General features: G+C 52.3%; 15 protein-coding genes and 1 riboswitch. All 15 genes read left to right on the top strand.

Annotated elements, in window-relative coordinates:
- Positions 1 to 26 precede the first annotated feature (26 nt).
- The 15 genes from DW931_RS02905 (at position 27) to DW931_RS02840 (ending at position 17,749) form a co-directional block, all read left to right on the top strand.
- Positions 27 to 1,292 carry an NAD(P)/FAD-dependent oxidoreductase gene (locus tag DW931_RS02905; RefSeq protein ID WP_117795619.1) on the top strand — a complete coding sequence of 422 codons (1,266 nt, stop codon included), beginning with the start codon at positions 27 to 29 and terminating at the stop codon, positions 1,290 to 1,292.
- 23 nt (positions 1,293 to 1,315) lie between these two features.
- A complete protein-coding gene (gene cmk / locus DW931_RS02900; RefSeq protein ID WP_106999999.1) occupies positions 1,316 to 2,008 on the top strand; it encodes a (d)CMP kinase in 693 nt (230 codons plus the stop codon).
- 86 nt (positions 2,009 to 2,094) lie between these two features.
- Positions 2,095 to 2,856 carry a hypothetical protein gene (locus DW931_RS02895; protein WP_146143890.1) on the top strand — a complete coding sequence of 254 codons (762 nt, stop codon included), beginning with the start codon at positions 2,095 to 2,097 and terminating at the stop codon, positions 2,854 to 2,856.
- 297 nt (positions 2,857 to 3,153) lie between these two features.
- A riboswitch (cobalamin riboswitch) is annotated at positions 3,154 to 3,331 on the top strand.
- 41 nt (positions 3,332 to 3,372) lie between these two features.
- Positions 3,373 to 4,602: a sirohydrochlorin cobaltochelatase gene (locus DW931_RS02890; protein WP_118293199.1), complete on the top strand. Its 1,230-nt coding sequence runs from the start codon at positions 3,373 to 3,375 to the stop codon at positions 4,600 to 4,602.
- Between the two features lie 5 nt (positions 4,603 to 4,607).
- The gene (locus DW931_RS02885; RefSeq protein WP_118468704.1) at positions 4,608 to 5,531 is read left to right on the top strand and encodes a hypothetical protein; all 924 of its coding nucleotides are present in this window, start codon (positions 4,608 to 4,610) and stop codon (positions 5,529 to 5,531) included.
- Between the two features lie 87 nt (positions 5,532 to 5,618).
- Positions 5,619 to 5,870: a YlmC/YmxH family sporulation protein gene (locus tag DW931_RS02880; protein WP_106999996.1), complete on the top strand. Its 252-nt coding sequence runs from the start codon at positions 5,619 to 5,621 to the stop codon at positions 5,868 to 5,870.
- A 122-nt stretch (positions 5,871 to 5,992) separates the two neighbouring features.
- On the top strand, positions 5,993 to 6,490 hold the full coding sequence (gene nrdR, locus DW931_RS02875) for a transcriptional regulator NrdR (protein ID WP_118482128.1): 498 nt from the start codon (positions 5,993 to 5,995) through the stop codon (positions 6,488 to 6,490).
- Positions 6,490 to 7,005, top strand: a complete 516-nt coding sequence (locus tag DW931_RS02870; protein WP_118293196.1) for a YqeG family HAD IIIA-type phosphatase — start codon at positions 6,490 to 6,492, stop codon at positions 7,003 to 7,005. The genes nrdR and DW931_RS02870 overlap by 1 nt, the downstream gene beginning before the upstream one ends.
- Before the next feature lie 36 nt (positions 7,006 to 7,041).
- On the top strand, positions 7,042 to 7,173 hold the full coding sequence (locus DW931_RS16360) for a hypothetical protein (RefSeq protein ID WP_270228417.1): 132 nt from the start codon (positions 7,042 to 7,044) through the stop codon (positions 7,171 to 7,173).
- 70 nt (positions 7,174 to 7,243) lie between these two features.
- Positions 7,244 to 7,801 (top strand): elongation factor P, encoded by a 558-nt coding sequence (efp, locus tag DW931_RS02865; RefSeq protein ID WP_022358740.1) that lies wholly within the window; start codon positions 7,244 to 7,246, stop codon positions 7,799 to 7,801.
- A 305-nt stretch (positions 7,802 to 8,106) separates the two neighbouring features.
- Positions 8,107 to 8,883, top strand: a complete 777-nt coding sequence (locus tag DW931_RS02860; RefSeq protein WP_118482127.1) for a peptidoglycan recognition family protein — start codon at positions 8,107 to 8,109, stop codon at positions 8,881 to 8,883.
- A 196-nt stretch (positions 8,884 to 9,079) separates the two neighbouring features.
- Complete coding sequence (gene argS, locus DW931_RS02855; protein ID WP_118468700.1) at positions 9,080 to 10,849, top strand: arginine--tRNA ligase; 1,770 nt, start codon at positions 9,080 to 9,082, stop codon at positions 10,847 to 10,849.
- A 22-nt stretch (positions 10,850 to 10,871) separates the two neighbouring features.
- Positions 10,872 to 14,099, top strand: coding sequence for an SNF2 helicase associated domain-containing protein (locus DW931_RS02850; protein WP_118626895.1), 3,228 nt, complete (start codon positions 10,872 to 10,874; stop codon positions 14,097 to 14,099).
- Positions 14,100 to 14,204: 105 nt separating this feature from the next.
- On the top strand, positions 14,205 to 15,887 hold the full coding sequence (locus DW931_RS02845) for an ABC transporter ATP-binding protein (protein ID WP_118482136.1): 1,683 nt from the start codon (positions 14,205 to 14,207) through the stop codon (positions 15,885 to 15,887).
- Complete coding sequence (locus DW931_RS02840) at positions 15,884 to 17,749, top strand: ABC transporter ATP-binding protein (RefSeq protein WP_118482126.1); 1,866 nt, start codon at positions 15,884 to 15,886, stop codon at positions 17,747 to 17,749. The genes DW931_RS02845 and DW931_RS02840 overlap by 4 nt, the downstream gene beginning before the upstream one ends.
- The last annotated feature ends 168 nt before the right edge of the window (positions 17,750 to 17,917 follow it).

Below are 17,917 nucleotides of genomic sequence, written 5' to 3'. Positions count from 1 at the left end.
GATATAAAAACGAAAAGGATAGCAATATGAAAAAAATAATCGTGATCGGCGGCGGGGCAGCCGGCATGGCGGCTGCGATTGCGGCGGCGGAAAATGGCTGCGCGGCAACGATCTATGAAAAGAATGAGAAACTGGGAAAAAAGATCTATATCACGGGAAAAGGGCGCTGCAATGTGACGAATGACTGTGATATGGAAGGCCTGTTTGACAGTGTTGTGACAAACAGCCGCTTTTTATACAGTGCATTTTACGGTTTTAGTAACCAGGATATGAAGAATTTTCTGGAGGCGAACGGCTGTCATGTTAAGGTGGAGCGCGGCAACCGTGTCTTTCCGGTGTCTGACCGGGCATCGGATGTGACATCGGCGTTTGCAAGACGGCTGCGGGAACTGCGCGTGAAAGTAGAATTGAATCAGGGAGTCCGGGAACTGTGGCTGGAGGATGGTGTATTAAAAGGTGTGATTCTGGCGCAGGGCGGTAATGAGCGTGGGAAAAAGGGCTCCTACATAGCTGCGGATGCAGTGATCGTGGCGACGGGCGGTTTGTCCTACCCGACGACCGGCTCAACCGGCGATGGTTACCGGTTTGCGGAGGCTGCAGGGCACAAGGTGACGGAACTTTCGCCGGCGCTTGTTCCGTTTGAGACGAAGGAAGATGTGAAGGAGCTGCAGGGACTCTCCCTGCGGAACGTGGAAGCTGCTATTTTAAATGGAAAGAAAGAGGTTTACCGTGAATTTGGTGAGATGCTGTTTACCCATTACGGCGTTTCGGGTCCGGTACTCTTGAGTGCCAGCAGTTATGCAGCGAAAAAACTGAAAAAGGGTCCGCTGACTCTGATGCTCGATCTGAAACCGGCGCTTTCCATGGAACAGCTCGATGCGCGGATTCTGCGCGATTTTGAGGTGGAGAAGAATAAACAGTTTAAAAATGCGCTGAACCATCTGTACCCATCAAAACTGATACCGGTCATAATTCGCCGCAGCGGCATTGAGCCGGACAAGCAGGTCAACGCCGTGACGAAGGAAGAGCGGAGACGGCTGGCGGAGGTGACAAAGCATTTTACACTGACGCTGACCGGGCTGCGAGGCTTCAATGAGGCGATCATTACCCAGGGCGGTGTGACGGTAAAAGAAGTTAATCCATCCACGATGGAGTCGAAGAAGCTTCCAGGGCTTTATTTTGCCGGGGAAGTGCTGGATCTCGATGCAGTCACGGGCGGCTACAACTTACAAATTGCGTGGTCGACCGGTGTGCTGGCAGGACGGAGCGCAGCGGAAAATCATGAATTATAACGATATGAAAAAGGGGAAACGAAATGCCGATTAATATAGCGATTGATGGACCAGCCGGGGCTGGGAAGAGCACAGTGGCAAAGAAGCTGGCGGAAGATTATGGATATATTTATGTAGATACGGGGGCGATGTACCGGGCGATGGCATTGTATTTTCTGCGCCAGGGCATCGACAGCCATGATGAGGCGGCGATCGGACGCGCCTGTGAGACGGTTTCCATTTCACTGGAATATGAAAATGGGATCCAGCAGGTTTATTTAAATGGGGAGAATGTCAGCAGCGAGCTTCGGACGGAGGCGGTTGGAAATATGGCTTCGAATACCTCTGTCTATGCGCCGGTTCGCAAAAAACTGGTGGAGCTGCAGCGTGAATTAGCCGGACGCCGGGATGTCGTGATGGATGGCCGGGATATCGGAACGGCGGTTCTGCCGGATGCGACCCTGAAAGTATATCTGACCGCGAGCAGTCATGTGAGAGCTGAACGCCGTTATAAAGAGCTGACCGAACGCGGGGAAAGCTGTTCCCTGGAGGCGATCGAGCAGGATATCATCGAGCGCGATTACCGCGATATGCACCGGGAATTGTCGCCTCTCAAGCAGGCTGAGGACGCCATTTTACTGGATACTTCTGCGTTGAATTTTGAAGAGGTAATGCGGGAGATGGAGAAGTTGGTTGAGGCGGCGAAGAAAAATCCCATTGCCGTAGGCAATTTTTGATGGATTTTTGCGCGTGACTGTGAAGGTACTGAACAGTTACGAAAACGCCAGGAAAAAGGAGAAGCCGAAAAGGGGCGGCAGCAAACATGAGACGATTGAAACAAACATGGATCGCCGCAGCACTTGGGATGAGTGTATGGATGACCGCCTGTGCGGGCGCGGCATCGGAGACAGCCACACAGGAAGGGGCTGTCGATGAGGAGAGCCAGGGGGCGATCCGTGAGGCTGTGGCTGAAAATGATCAGGCGCAGGAGCAGCCCAAACGGGATAAAACGCAGGAAACTGAGCGGACGGAACCGCTCACGGTTGAACCAGTCCGGGAAACCCTCAATATGACGCATTTTGACAACTGTACCTTTGCAGCTGGGTTCAAACCGCAGCAGATCCATCAGGATGAAAGCAATGTTATCATCACATTGACGGTCTATGACTATGAGCATTTTCATAAGGCAGATATCGATGAACTGCAGGCGGGAGATACGCTGCTTATCGATGGGAAAGAATGTCTCATTACTTCGATTGACCGACAGGAGTCTGGGCGGATCGAGATCAATGGCGGTCCGGCACAGGGGGGAGAAGAGCTGAGAATGGTAGAGGAGGATTCCTTTTATGGCTCGGAGATGGCAGTCGGGAGAAGTTACCATAAGCTGGGAGAGGTTACGCTGCAGATGGATGAGAACTTTGTCCTGACAGATGATTCTGACCCGGATACACCGCCGCAGGTGTATACCGCGGAAGAATTATTCGCGATCCGTGATCGGCTGATCGGGGAGTTTAAGCCATACAACACGGCTGTGACGGTGAAGAATGAGAAAATTATTTCGATTTACCGGAAATTTATGCCATAAAAAATATAAAATCATTAAGAGGAGGAGAGCACCTTTTATCCGGATGAGAGGTGCTTTTTTGTGTAACAGGAAATTCCTTGGAACTCCCTGTTACACAAAAAGGCACTAACGTGCCAATGATGCGCACTCGCGCGAAGCAGAAACATGTCGCAAGCGACCGCGCTCGGCGCGAGAATGTGCCAAGGCACATTCTTTTTCAATATAATTTCCGGGATAAATTGACTTTTAAACATACCCCATCTATAATGAAACAAGCTGATATGGGCAGTGGGTGCCGCTGTTTGTGCCAGATCAGTCAGATTGCTCGGATTGGCAGGCGTGGACAGGGGGTAAAAGGGAAACAGGTGCAAAACCTGTGCGATCTCGTCACTGTGAACCGGAGAGTGGCGCCGCAGATGCCATTGCGAAAGTGAGAAGGCGCGGCGTGCATGATGACCCGAAAGCCAGGAAACCTGCCGGCTGTCGTGAACATATCGGTTAAAACTATTTTTGTGCGAGTCACACAAGGAGGAAAACATGAGAAAAAACAAAAAAGTAGTTGTAAGTGCAGCGGCAGTTACGATGTCCGTATTGCTTGGAGCCTGCGGCGGCAGTACATCCAGCCAGGCAACCTCGACGGAGGCGGCTTCTGAGGCAGAGACCGAGGCAGCTGAGAGTGCCGATTCCGATCAGGAAGCAGCAGATAAGGTGGCAAAGCTGATCGATGACATCTATGTACAGGAGCGCACCGATGACACGGATGAGCAGTGCAAGGCAGCCAAAGAGGCATGGGATGCCCTGACTGACGAGCAGAAGGAGCTGGTAGAAGGCGAGAACGCAGATCCAGATTATTTTGGTCGTGATACCGGCGACGCGAGCCTGGACGATCCGCGCAATCAGGATGAGATTGGCGACAAGGAGATCCTGGTAGTCAGCTTTGGTACTTCCTTCAACGACAGCCGTGTGAAAGATATCAAGAGTATCGAGGATTCCATCCAGGATGCATTCCCGGATTGGGCAGTCCGCCGTGCATTTACCGCACAGATCATTATCAACCACGTTGAGGCTCGTGACGGCGAGTGCATCGACAATATGGATCAGGCACTGGAGCGCGCCGTGGAGAACGGAGTTAAAGAGCTGGTTGTCCAGCCGACCCACCTCATGCACGGTGCTGAGTATGACGAGATGGTTGAGGCGCTCGAGAAGTATCAGGATAAATTCGAGCAGATAGCTGTCGCAGAGCCGCTGTTGGGTGAGGTTGGCGACGATGCAACCGTTATCAATGCAGATAAAGAGGCAGTTGCAAAAGCAGTTGTAGCAGAAGAAGCTTCGGAAGCTGGTTTTAAAGATGCAGCTGACGCAGCCGATCAGGGAACTGCATTCGTTCTGATGGGGCATGGTACCGCACACGTTGCAAAGGTAACCTACAGCCAGATGCAGACCCAGATGCAGAATCTTGGATATAGCAATGTATTTATCGGTACCGTAGAGGGCGAGCCGGAAGAGACCTCCTGTGAGTCTGTTATCGAGGCAGTGAAGGCAGCAGGTTATAAGAATGTCGTTCTTCGTCCGCTGATGGTAGTTGCAGGTGATCACGCAAACAACGACATGGCAGGCGATGACGAGGATTCCTGGAAGAGCCAGTTTGAGGCATCAGGTGCATTTGACAAGGTAGATACTCAGATTTCCGGTCTGGGCAGAATTAAAGCAGTAGAATCCTTCTATGTTGCTCATACACGGACAGCCATTGATTCTATTGTGAAATAATGTATATGAAAAAGAAATTAAATTTAGCGGCGCTTCTGCTTGCTGCCGCTTTTCTCGGAGCGTGCGGAGGACAGAAACAGGACGCAGCTGACACCGTGGCGCAGACAGAGAGCGCAGAAACCGAGAATGCCGATCAAAAGAGCAGCATTGACCTTGCAGACGGCGTCTACACCGTCGATTTTAAGACGGACAGCAGTATGTTCAAGGTCAATGAATCGAAAAATGGAAAAGGTGTCCTGACGGTCAAGGATGGCGAGGCGACACTTCATATCAGCCTGACCTCGAAAAATATCGTGAACCTGTATCTGGGTACTGCGGACGAGGCAAAGGAAGATGAAGCCGGTTGGCTGCAGCCAACCGTAGACACGGTTACTTACAGCGACGGTCTGAGCGAGGAGGTCAACGGCTTCGATGTGCCGGTTCCGGCGCTCGGAGAAGAATTTGACCTGGCTCTGATTGGTAAGAAGGGCACCTGGTACGACCACAAAGTAAGGGTAGAAAATCCGGTTTCCGGAGAGGCAGAGGACGCGGAAGCGGCATCATCCGAGACGGAGAATAGCGATGATGCGGCAGATGCCCAGAAACCGACAGGGCAGACTGCAGATGTGGCAGACGGCACTTATACCTGTGAGGTAACCCTGCAGGGAGGTTCCGGCAGAGCATCGGTGGACAGCCCGGCGACCATTATCGTCAAGGATGGAAAGGTGATTGCCGATATTGTCTGGAGCAGCCCGAACTATGAGTATATGCTGGTGGATGACGTGCAGTATGATCCGATCCAGACCGAGGGCAATTCCGAGTTCCAGATTCCGGTAACGCTGGATGAGGATGTAGCGGTCAGTGCCTTGACGGTGGCGATGAGCCAGCCGCATCTGATTGATTATACGTTGCATTTTGACAGCGTGACGTTATCAGAAGTTACGAAATAAAAGTAGATAAAAATACCTGTCCAGGAAGAACCTCCCGGTCCTTTTGTACATATTTTGATTACAGAAGGATCCGGGAGGTTTATGTCTATGCGTATCTGTGAACTCAAACAGCGGGAAGTGATAAATGTAAAAGATTGCAAGCGCCTTGGTTTTGTGGGCGACGTCGATTTTGACATCAGCACGGGAAAAATGCTTGCGATCATCGTGCCGGGACCGGGCTGTGTCTGGGGCTTTCTGGGGCGGGAAAAAGAGTACATAATTCCATTCTGCGACATCTGCCAGATAGGGGATGACATTATTCTGGTGAGGCTGAAAGAAGAGAGAGAAAAGAAAGAATAAAGAAGGAGTAGCGGAAAACTTCTGCTTGCAGAAGCGCACTTCCTGCGATATTATAATAAGTATGATATGTTATGAAAACCTGGCGGGGGCATATCAATAAAACCAGAAAAGGGGAAGAGCGATTGAAGTGTCCATTTTGCAACGCGGCTGACACGAAAGTAATCGATTCACGGCCTGCGGATGACAACAGTTCTATCAGACGCCGGAGACAGTGCGAGACTTGTGGAAAGCGTTTTACCACATATGAAAAACTTGAGACAATCCCTCTGATGGTTGTCAAAAAGGATAATACCCGGGAGATGTACGACCGGGCGAAGATAGAGGCAGGAATCCTGCATTCCTGCCACAAGCGCCCAGTCTCTCCGGGACAGATTTTGGCGTTGATCGACGATGTGGAAAACAATTTATTTAACCGGGAAGAACGGGAGATCTCGACCGCGGTGATCGGGGAACTTGTGATGGAGCGGTTAAAGGATCTGGATGTGGTTACCTATGTGCGGTTTGCATCGGTATACCGGGAGTTTAAAGACGTCGATACATTTATGGAGGAACTGCAGAAGATACAGCAGCGGAAAGTGCCGTCGTATGAGTCTGGAAAGAACGGGGAAGAGACCAGATGATGGGAAATGCGTTTTATCCGGATGAATGGCTGGATTCTGCGTATGATATCCCGTATGAGCAGTTTTACCAGAAGGGAATGCGGGGTATCATATTTGATATTGACAATACGCTGGTGCCGCACGGTGCCCCGGCGGACGAGCGGGCAGTACAGCTGTTTGAACGTTTGCGGGCGATCGGGTTCCACACCTGTCTGCTCTCGAATAATAAGGAGGCGCGGGTCGCCCCGTTTGCCGGACAGGTAGGTTCGGATTATATTTACAAGGGCAGAAAACCGAAGCGCAGCGGATACAGGCAGGCGATGCGCCGGATGGGAACGGGCGAGCGCTCGACGATGTTTGTCGGGGATCAGCTCTTTACGGATGTGTACGGGGCGAGGCGGACAGGCATCTATTCGATTCTTGTAAAGCCGATCAATCCGAAGGAAGAGATCCAGATCGTGTTAAAGCGGTATCTGGAGAAAATTGTCCTGTGGTTCTATGTGAGAAGACAGGAAAAAAATATCGGAAGTTTGTAGCTGGGTGTTTTTGAACGGTTTGAAAGAGCTTGCCAAGTGGCAGAACTGGATGCTGACAGGAGTGCCGGAAACGGTGGAAAATCAGTTGTTTTCAGAAAAAATATCGGCAATTTTAGAAAAATAAGGGGCGGAATTGACATGATGTGCCCTGTGTTTTCAAAAAAGTAGTTGAAAAAGAGGATTTTATAGTATAAAATAAAAAAGATAAAGCGAGTATTTTCAAGGAGGAGCATCATTTATGATATCAGCGGGCGATTTTAGAAACGGCATCACACTGGAGATTGATGGCAACGTATACCAGATCATGGAATTTCAGCACGTAAAACCGGGAAAGGGAGCTGCGTTCGTTCGTACTAAAATTAAGAACGTAATGAATGGCGGCGTTGTAGAGAAAACCTTCCGTCCGACCGAGAAGTTCCCGTCTGCCAGAATCGACAGAGTTGATATGCAGTATCTGTATTCCGATGGCGACTTATACAACTTCATGGATGTAAACACATATGAGCAGGTAGCTTTAAACCAGGAGACAATCGGCGACGCACTCAAGTTCGTAAAAGAGAACGAGATGTGCAAGATCTGTTCTTACAACGGCAAGGTATTCTCCGTAGAACCGCCGCTGTTCGTAGAGCTTGAGATCACAGATACAGAGCCGGGCTTCAAGGGCGATACCGCTACAGGCGCTACCAAACCGGCAGTTGTAGAGACTGGCGCTACTGTATATGTACCGTTATTCGTAAACCAGGGCGATAAGATCAAGATCGATACACGTACTGGTGAATATCTGTCCAGAGTCTAAGTTATAACATATACGTCAGAAAGGTCTTCACGATACCGTTTGTACCCTTGTGGGGAGGCAGTCGTGTCACTGACAGGTTTCTGACTGGAAACAGAGATTACTGTTTGTGGCAGGCATTTTCCTTTGCTGGTTATGTAGCGCATGAACAGTAGCAAGCAGAGAAACTGTTGTAAGATCCGGAGGAAACGTCGAGATTTTACAACAGTTTTTTTGCTTAACATATTGGGGAGGCGTCTATGACGCGTCCGTTGGTTCATCTCAGAGAGCGGGTTCGGAGTGAGCGGTGCTCATGGGGAGTGATAAATATGGAGAACGGAAGAGAAGACCGTCTGCGTCTGGGGGATGAGGATGAGCCGGCGCGCAGATCTGGTGGCAGGAAGAGGCGTACATCCGGCAGGCAGACGGCAATCCGCCGGGAGCGGACGAGGCAGCAGAAGAAGCGCCGTGTGATGATGCAGCTGTTTTTGTGTCTGCTTATTTTCCTCCTGGGTGCGGGAACAGGCTGGACGCTGCGCGGGAAAATGATCCGCAAGCTGATCGATCCGTCCACGATCGAGATGCCAAACTGGATTGATGAGCAGCTTCTCACGGTCAACCGATATTCCAGACCGGGGACGAATATCCCGGTCATCAACGGGATCGTGATTCACTATGTGGCAAATCCTGGGACGACGGCACAGCAGAACCATGATTATTTTGAGGGGTTGAAAGATCAGAGCGGCAGTAACACTGTTTCCGTCAGCAGCAATTTCGTGATCGGTCTGGACGGCGAGATCATTGAGTGCGTTCCGGTCGGGGAGAAGGCATATGCCTCCAATGAGAGGAATGCGGACACCGTTTCGATTGAGTGCTGCCATCCGGCGGCAGACGGAAAGTTCACAGACGAGACGTATGACTCGCTGGTAAAACTGACTGCATGGCTGTGCAAGCAGCTCGATTTAAGTCCGAAAGACGTGATCCGTCATTATGATGTGACTGGAAAGGCGTGCCCGAAGTATTTCGTGGATCATGAGGATGCCTGGAAGCAGTTCCGCAAGGATGTGAAAAAGGCAATGCGGAAGGATATATCAGATGAGAGATGACTCCCACCTCTTCAGGTGGCGAGGAGCAAATTAGTATCAGTGGTGGGAGTGGGGCTCCCATCTGATATAGCCTCCGGCAGGATTGCTTAAGATGCGCAAAAGAAATATGTCATGCTTTGCATGACGCGCATCTCGCAGCAAGAATGCAGAGGCATTCTTGAAAATATGCGATATAAATTATGAAAGGGAATCTAGTATGAAAACGATTTTAGATTTGATCGTGGAAGAACTGAAACCGGCGTTTACCGGCTGCGGGTACGATGAGAAGTACATCCGCGTAACGGTATCAAACCGCCCGGATCTCTGCGAGTATCAGTGTAACGGCGCGATGGCAGCTGCCAAAGCGTATAAAAAGAAACCAATCGATATTGCCAATGAGGTGGTGGAAAAGACAGCCGGAAGCAAGATGTTTTCTGAGATCAACGCCGTGATGCCTGGATTTATCAATATCCGCCTGAATCCGTGCTACCTGGCATCCTATGTACAGCAGGTGGCAGAGGATGAAAAGCTGGGACTCAACGCAGTTAAGAAGCCGGAGACGATCATCATCGATTACGGCGGAGCCAATGTAGCAAAACCGCTGCATGTCGGACACTTACGTTCCGCGGTCATCGGAGAGAGCATCAAGCGCATCAGCCGCTATATGGGACACCATGTCATCAGCGATGTGCATCTGGGTGACTGGGGATTGCAGATGGGACTGATCATCGAGGAGCTGCATGACCGTCAGCCGGATCTGGTATATTTTGACCCGGATTATACCGGCGAGTATCCGTCGGAGCCGCCGTTTACGATCTCCGAGCTGGAGGATATCTATCCGGCAGCGAGCGCGAAATCCAAGGTAGATGCGGCATTCCGTGAGCGGGCACAGCAGGCAACCTTCAAACTGCAGAGTGGCTATGCACCGTTCCATGCGATCTGGAAGCACATCATGAACGTGTCCTTGAAGGATCTGAAAAAGAACTATGGCAATTTAAATGTATCGTTCGACCTCTGGAAGGGCGAGAGCGATGCGCAGCCATATATTCCGGGACTGATCGAGGATTTACAGAAAAAAGGTCTTGCCTATGAGAGCGATGGCGCGCTGGTTGTCGATATCGCACAGGAAGGGGATGCGAAGGAATATCCGCCTTGTATCGTCCGCAAATCCGATGGTGCGGCGCTGTATGCGACTTCCGATCTGGCGACGATCATCGAACGTGAGCAGGATTTCCATCCGGACCGCTACATTTACGTCGTAGACAAGCGCCAGGAGCTTCATTTTATCCAGGTATTCCGTGTGGCGAAGAAGGCGGGCATCGTCAAAGAAGATACGCCGATGATCTTCTTGGGCTTCGGTACGATGAACGGCAAGGACGGTGGTCCGTTCAAGACACGTGAGGGCGGTGTTATGCGTCTGGAGCACCTGATCAAGAATATCGATGAGAAGGTATATGAGAAGATTCAGGAGAAGCAGAAGGTTCCGGCGGACGAGATGACACGCACGGCGGAGATTGTCGGTCTGGCGGCACTTAAATATGCCGATCTTTCGAATCAGGCGACCAAAGATTACATTTTCGATGTAGACCGCTTTATTTCCTTCGAGGGAAATACAGGTCCACATATCCAGTATATGATCGTCCGCATCAAGTCCATTCTGGAGAAATACAAGGAACTGCGCGGTGCGGATGCTAAAGTGGTTCCGATCCGTCCGGCTGAGAGCGAGACAGAGAAAGCACTTCAGATGGCGCTTTGCCGTTTCGGCGAGGTGACAGAATCTGCATTCTACGAGACGGCGCCGCATAAGCTCTGCCAATACATGGCGGCAGTGGCGGATGCGTTCAATGCATTCTATCTGGAAAATAAGATCCTCTCCGAGGAGGACGCAGCGAAGCAGGCAGCCTTTATCAGCCTGATCACGCTGACCAAGCGGGTGCTGGATACCTGTATGGATCTGCTCGGAATGGAATCGCCGGAACACATGTAATCTGTAATATGGAGGAATCCTCATGAAAATAATAAAAATGTCCGTAGATACCTTCTGGAAGGGCGAAGTACGGGTACAGGGACAGATTGAGGATGAGACAAAGGTATATCAGACAAGAATTTTTATCAAGGGTAGTCAGATCTATGACTACTCTTGTTCTTGTGCAGAGGGAAATTCATTCCGGGGTCCCTGCGTGCATGCAAAAGCGCTTCAGGAGGCGTTTGTCCGCCAGCAGAAGGCCGAGCATACACCGCCGGTTTCGACTTCGCCGGAGATACGGATGATGATCCGGGAGTACACGAACCGGGAAGTAGCGCGGATTCTGGGCGAGGAAGAGCGGGAACCGGTCTATCTGTACCCCTATTTACAGATCCGGCGCGGCGAAGTGCTTTTGGAGGCACGGATCGGACGGGAAAAACGGTATATTGTGAAAAACCTGCTGGAATTTGCACAGGCGGTTCACAGCGGAAAACGGGTGGAATACGGAAAAGGCATGGCGTTTGAACACGTCCCGTCTGCCTTTGCGCCGGAAAGCCGCCCATTTTTAGATCTTCTGCTGGAGGAGGCGGACGCCTACATACGCCATTATGAGGAGATGCGCGGTCATGCGGGGCTGCCGCTTCCGGTGATGCGGGCGTTAACGCTGGGATCTGCAGCGAGGGATCGGCTGTTTGATCTTTTAGAGGGAAAAGAAGTCCAGACGGAGGACGAGAAAGGTGCTGAACGTGTGTGCCGGGTTGAGCGCAAGGATCCACGTTTCCCGGTGGAGGTGGAAGCAAGGGGCGATGGAATTGCGGTTACGGTTCCATCGGCTCTAACCTCGTTCCGGGGAGAACAGCGTCTGTATGTGGCAGATGGATTGCATCTGTTTGGATGCAGTGAACTGTATACAGAAACGATGGGCGTTTTTCTGGAGCAGATGGAACAGGGCGGAAGAGAGTGCAGAAGCCGGAAAGAGAAGCGGGAGCTGCTGGTTGGAAGCCGGGATATTCCGCTCTTTTATGCGCGGGTGCTGGAAGGCATGGAGGCACTTGGGATCTTGCAGAGCCCGGAGATCGATTGGGAGAAATACCGCCCAGAGGCGTTGAAAGCCCGGTTTGAGTTTGACAGTGATTCGCCGGACGAGCTGCGTCTGCGTCCGACGCTTTCCTACGGAGATTTTACGTTTTCGCCGCTGGCGGACGAGCATGTTCCGCGGGAGATCTGCCGAGATGTACCGGCGGAATTTTATATCAGCCGCCTGATCACGCGGTACTTCTCTTACTGGGAGGATGAGAGCGGCGAGCTGGTGATCCGCGGGGATGAAGACGCACTGTACCAGGTTCTGAGCGAGGGAATGCCGCAGTTTCAGGAGGTGGGCGAGGTATGGCTGTCAGAGTCTGTCCGCCATCTGCGCGTCCTGCCCCCGCCGGAAGTGTCGATGGGGGTTTCTCTTGGAGGCGGCTGGCTGGATCTGAAGATTGAGACGGCGGGAATCGACCCGGCGGAGCTTTTGCAGGTACTCAGTGAATACCGCCAAAAAAAGAAATATTACCGCATGAAAAATGGCGAATTTTTGCAGCTCTCGGGCGGCGGCCTGCAGGCGCTTGACAGCCTGACTGCGGATCTGGGACTGACAAAGAGTGAATTTCAGGCGGGGGAGGCGAAGATACCTGCCTACCGTGCTTTTTATCTGGACAGTCTCTCGGGCGACGGCAGGATGAAACTGTTTCAGCGGGATGAAGCCTACGGGATGATGGTGCGCGATCTAAAAACGGCGCAGAGTGTCAGCTATGCGGTTCCGGCGGTGCTGGAAAAGACGCTGAGGGAATACCAGAAGATCGGATATACGTGGATGCGGACGCTGGCGCGGTATCATTTCGGCGGGATCCTGGCAGATGATATGGGACTGGGAAAAACGCTGCAGGTGATTGCGCTTCTGACGGCATTTTATCAGGAAAAAACCGAGCAGAAAGCGGCTGGAAATGAAGGCAGTGGGTCAGAATTACCTCTTCCGTCTTTGATCGTCTGCCCGGCGTCGCTCGTCTACAACTGGGGACAGGAATTTGCCCGGTTTTCGCCGGAGATCCGCGTGCTTCTGATTGCCGGGACGGCGAAAGAACGGCAGGAACAGCTGGAGGAGCAGATGCGGATGGAGGCGTCTGAGGGGGCGCAGGTGATCATCACGTCCTATGATCTGTTGAAACGGGATCGGGCAGCGTATCTGGGACGCACGTTTGAATATGAAATTATTGACGAGGCGCAGGTCATTAAAAATGCAAAGACACAGGGAGCGAAGGCGGTAAAGGAGATTTCGGCGAATGCCCGTTTCGCCCTGACGGGAACGCCGGTGGAAAACCGGCTCAGCGAGCTTTGGAGCATTTTTGATTTCCTGATGCCGGGATTTTTATACAGTTACCGGAAGTTTCGTGAGCGGTATGAGCTGCCAATCGTGAAAAATCAGGATCCGGAAGCATTGGCGGCATTGCGGCGGATGACGGGACCGTTTGTCCTGCGCCGCTTGAAAAAGGATGTGCTGCGGGAGCTTCCGGGCAAGGAAGAGAGGATCGTTTATTCGGCGGCGTCGGGGCGGCAGCAGAAGCTTTATACGGCGTCGGCGTTGAAACTGAAAGAGGCGCTGGCTGGTGGCGCGTGGTCGGGTAATGGAAAATTGGAAGTGCTTTCCCAGCTCATGCGGCTGCGTCAGATCTGCTGCGATCCGGCACTCTGTTTTGAAGATTATACGGGGGAATCGGCGAAGCTGGAGACCTGTGTTTCGCTGATCGCATCGGCGTCTGCGGCGGGACATAAGATCCTGCTCTTTTCCCAGTTTGCCTCGATGCTGGAGCGGATTCGGGAACGCCTTTTACAGGAGGGCATTTCGTCCCATCTTCTGGTCGGCGCGACCCCGAAGGAAGAACGCAGCCGGATGGTGCAGGCGTTTGCCTCGGATGAGGTTCCGGTGTTCCTTATTTCCCTGAAAGCCGGGGGAACGGGACTCAACCTGACGGCAGCGGATATCGTGATTCATTACGATCCGTGGTGGAATGTGGCAGCGCAGAACCAGGCGACCGACCGCGCGTACCGGATCGGGCAGGAAAAGCCGGTCACGGTATACAAATTGATCTTAAAGGATACGATAGAAGAAAATCTTTTGAAGCTGCAGAATGCGAAACTTGCGCTGGCGGCGCAGGTGGTTTCAGAGGGAATGGTTTCACTGGGCGATTTGAGCCAGAATGAACTGATGGAGCTGTTTGAACAGAATCCATAAAAAAATTTGCAGAAATAACGGGCAGGAGGAAAAAGCGTGAAGCAATGGAAACGATACAAATCATATATACTGCCATATAAGAGCGCCTTTATTCTGGGACCGCTCATGATGGTAACGGAGGTGCTGGGTGAGATTCTGCTGCCCAAATTTATGTCGATGATTATTAACCATGGCGTGGCGCAGAAAGACGGCGGATACATTCTCAAAATGGGACTTGTGATGGCGATTACCTCCTTTTTGATGGCGGCAGGCGGCATTCTGGGGGCATATTTTGCAGCGAAGGCGTCGATTTCCTTTACCAGCGATCTGCGCCGCGACTTATTTGCCAGAGTGCAGCAGTTTTCATTTAAAAATATCGATACGTTCAGCACGGGATCGCTGGTAACCCGTCTGACGAACGATATCCAGCAGGTACAGAACCTGATTATGATGGGACTTCGGATGATGCTGCGCGCGCCGGGCATGTTCCTGGGGGCGCTTGTGATGGCGTTCTGGATGAATGCGGAACTGGCAGCTGTCATCCTGGTGGTGATTCCGCTTCTGACGGCGGCGATCGTCTGGATCCTACGGACTGCCTACCCGCGGTTTACGGCCATGCAGAAAGCGCTGGATACGCTCAATAGCGGCATCCAGGAGGTGCTGACGAACGTGCGGGTGGTGAAATCCTTTGTGCGGGAAGACTACGAGGAAAAGCGGTTTGCCGACACGAACCGGGAGCTCAAGGAGGCAGGGCTGCGGGCGCTGAAGATCGTAATTGCGACGATGCCGGTCATGATGTTCGCGATGAATGTGACGACACTGGCAATTGTCTGGTTCGGCGGAAACCTGATTATCGGCGGACGGATGGCGGTCGGAGATCTGACGGCATTTACGACCTACATTGTACAGATTCTGATGTCACTTATGATGCTCTCAATGGTATTTTTGCAGAGTTCCCGCGCGATGGCGTCCATCCGGCGAATCGATGAGGTGCTGGATGAGCCGATTGATCTGAGCGATGAAAATGCATCACAGAAGGACCGGAAGGTTGAGAAAGGACGCGTGGAATTTAAGGATGTTTCCTTTTCATACCGCGAAGGCGGTGAGCCGGTTCTATCCCACATCAGCCTGACGGCAGAGCCGGGAGAGACGATCGGCATCCTCGGTGCGACCGGAAGCGGAAAAACGTCGCTGGTACAGCTGATTCCCCGCCTCTATGATGTGACAGAGGGGAGTGTGCGGGTGGATGGTATCGATGTGCGGGAGTATTCCCTGAAAAATCTCCGGGACGGCGTTGGCATGGTTTTACAGAAAAACGTCCTGTTTTCCGGCACGATCGAGGAAAACCTGCGCTGGGGTGATGAGACGGCGACGGAGGAAGAAGTGCGGCGGGCAGCAGTGTATGCGCAGGCAGATTCCTTTGTGAATTCGTTTGCCGAAGGCTACAAAACGGAGATGGGACAGGGCGGCGTCAATGTATCTGGCGGTCAGAAACAACGGCTGTGCATCGCAAGGGCACTCTTAAAGAAGCCGAAGATCCTGATTCTCGACGACAGCACCAGTGCGGTCGATACGGCAACGGAGGCGGCGATCCGGACGGCATTCCGGGAAGATTTGAAAGATACGACGAAATTTATTATCGCACAGCGGCTGAGTTCGCTGGAATACGCGGATCGGATTCTCGTCCTTGAGGACGGCAGGATTATCGGAGAGGGAACGCAGGAGAAGCTGCTGGCATCCTGTGAGGCGTACCGGGAGATCTATGAGACGCAATATGGAAAACGGGCAGACGGGGAGGGGATGGCATGATGGATGAAAAACAGATTGAAAGCCTGAAACGCCGATATGGCAGCCGCATAGCCGACGCGCCGAAACGCCGCCGGGGACCGGAACGGATGGCGGTCATGAAGGGCGGAAAGCCCAAGGCGGGCGGTCAGACGATGCTGCGCCTGCTTTCATACTTAAAACGCGACCGGATGGCGATGACAGTCGCCTTTTTCTGTGTGATCCTGGGGACGGTGACAAATCTGGCGGGCGCCTATATGCTGCGCCCGATCATCAACCGGTATATTGTGCCTTTAGATGGCAGCCGGGGCGATGTGGCGGGGCTGTTCCGTTCCCTGTGCGTGATGGGAGCGGTTTATTTAGTCAGCGTTGCCGCTGCCTATATGCAGTCGCGCATCATGCTGCAGGTGGCGCAAAACGCGCTGCAGCGGCTGCGGGAAGAGCTGTTTAACCATATGCAGACGCTTCCGCTTCGGTTTTATGATACCGGCAGCAACGGCGATCTGATGAGCCGTTTTACAAACGATGTGGATACGATCGGCATGATGCTCAGCAGTACGCTGGTGCAGCTTTTATCCGGCGCACTCAGTATTGTGGGAACGCTGGTGCTGATGATTTACACGAACGTGTGGCTGACGGTGATTACGCTTGCCATGATGCCGGTGATGCTGCGTGCCGGTAAATTTGTTGCCGGACGGAGCCAGAAATATTTCTCTGCCCAGCAGGCGGCGCTTGGCGCGATGAACGGCTATATTGAGGAGACCGTGCAGGGGCAGAAGGTCGTCAAGGTATTCTGCCATGAGGAGATCGCAGAGGAAGAATTTGGATGGCTCAATGCGGATCTGAAAGAAAAACAGATCCGGGCGCAGTTTTTCGGCGGTGTGATGGGACCGGTCATGAACAATTTAAGCCAGTTAAATTATGGACTGACAGCCTGCATTGGCGGTCTGCTCTGTGTGTTCCGGAACTTTGATGTCGGTGGACTGACCGTATTTTTAGGTTTTTCGCGGCAATTTTCCAGACCGATCAACGAGCTTTCCATGCAGGTTGGAAACGTATTTTCGGCGCTGGCAGGCGCGGAGCGCGTGTTTACAGTGCTGGATGCGGAACCAGAGGCGGCAGATGCGTCGGATGCGGTTTCGATCGCGCCGATCCGCGGTGAGGTGGTGCTTGACCATGTGACTTTCGGCTATGAGCCTGGGCAGGTGATTTTGAAGGATATTTCGCTCTATGCGAAGCCGGGACAGAAGATCGCCTTTGTCGGTTCGACGGGAGCCGGAAAAACGACGATCACGAATCTGATCAACCGTTTTTATGATATACAGGGCGGCTCGATCACGGTGGACGGCGTCGATGTCCGCCGGATGCACCGGAAGGAGCTGCGGGAAAATATCGCGATGGTTCTGCAGGATACGCATCTTTTTACCGGCACGGTACGGGAAAATATTCGATACGGGCGGCTGGATGCCACGGATGAAGAAGTTGTTGAGGCGGCAAAAACGGCATCGGCGCATTCCTTTATCATGCGTCTGCCGGATGGGTATGACACGATGCTGGAGGGCGACGGTGCAAACTTAAGCCAGGGACAGCGCCAGCTATTAAACATTGCGCGGGCAGCAGTTTCTAAAGCACCGATCCTGATTCTGGATGAGGCGACGAGTTCGGTCGATACGCGGACGGAGAAGCACATCGAGCACGGCATGGACCGGCTGATGGCGGACCGGACGACCTTTGTCATCGCCCACCGGCTTTCGACAGTCCGCAACGCCAATGCGATCATGGTGCTGGAGCACGGGCAGATCATTGAGCGCGGCGACCATGAAGATCTGCTGGCGCAGAAAGGGCGGTATTTTGAGCTGTATACCGGAATGAAGGAGCTGGAATAAGGCTTTCGTTGAGAATTAAATGAGAATTTGTTTCCTGTACGCGTGAACTCACCTATATTGAAAAACGGATGGATCTAGTGTATAATGGGAACACTTGAAATTTTTAAGTAAAATCGGATCGCGTAAGCTGGAAAATAGAGCCGGATCCGTGGCAAATTTTGTACCGTT

Source organism: Clostridium sp. AM43-3BH (assembly GCF_003479985.1).
Taxonomy (GTDB): Bacteria; Bacillota; Clostridia; order Lachnospirales; family Lachnospiraceae; genus Otoolea; species Otoolea fessa.
Note: the sequence above shows the minus strand (reverse complement) of the source record. Positions and strands in the feature narration are given on the sequence as shown.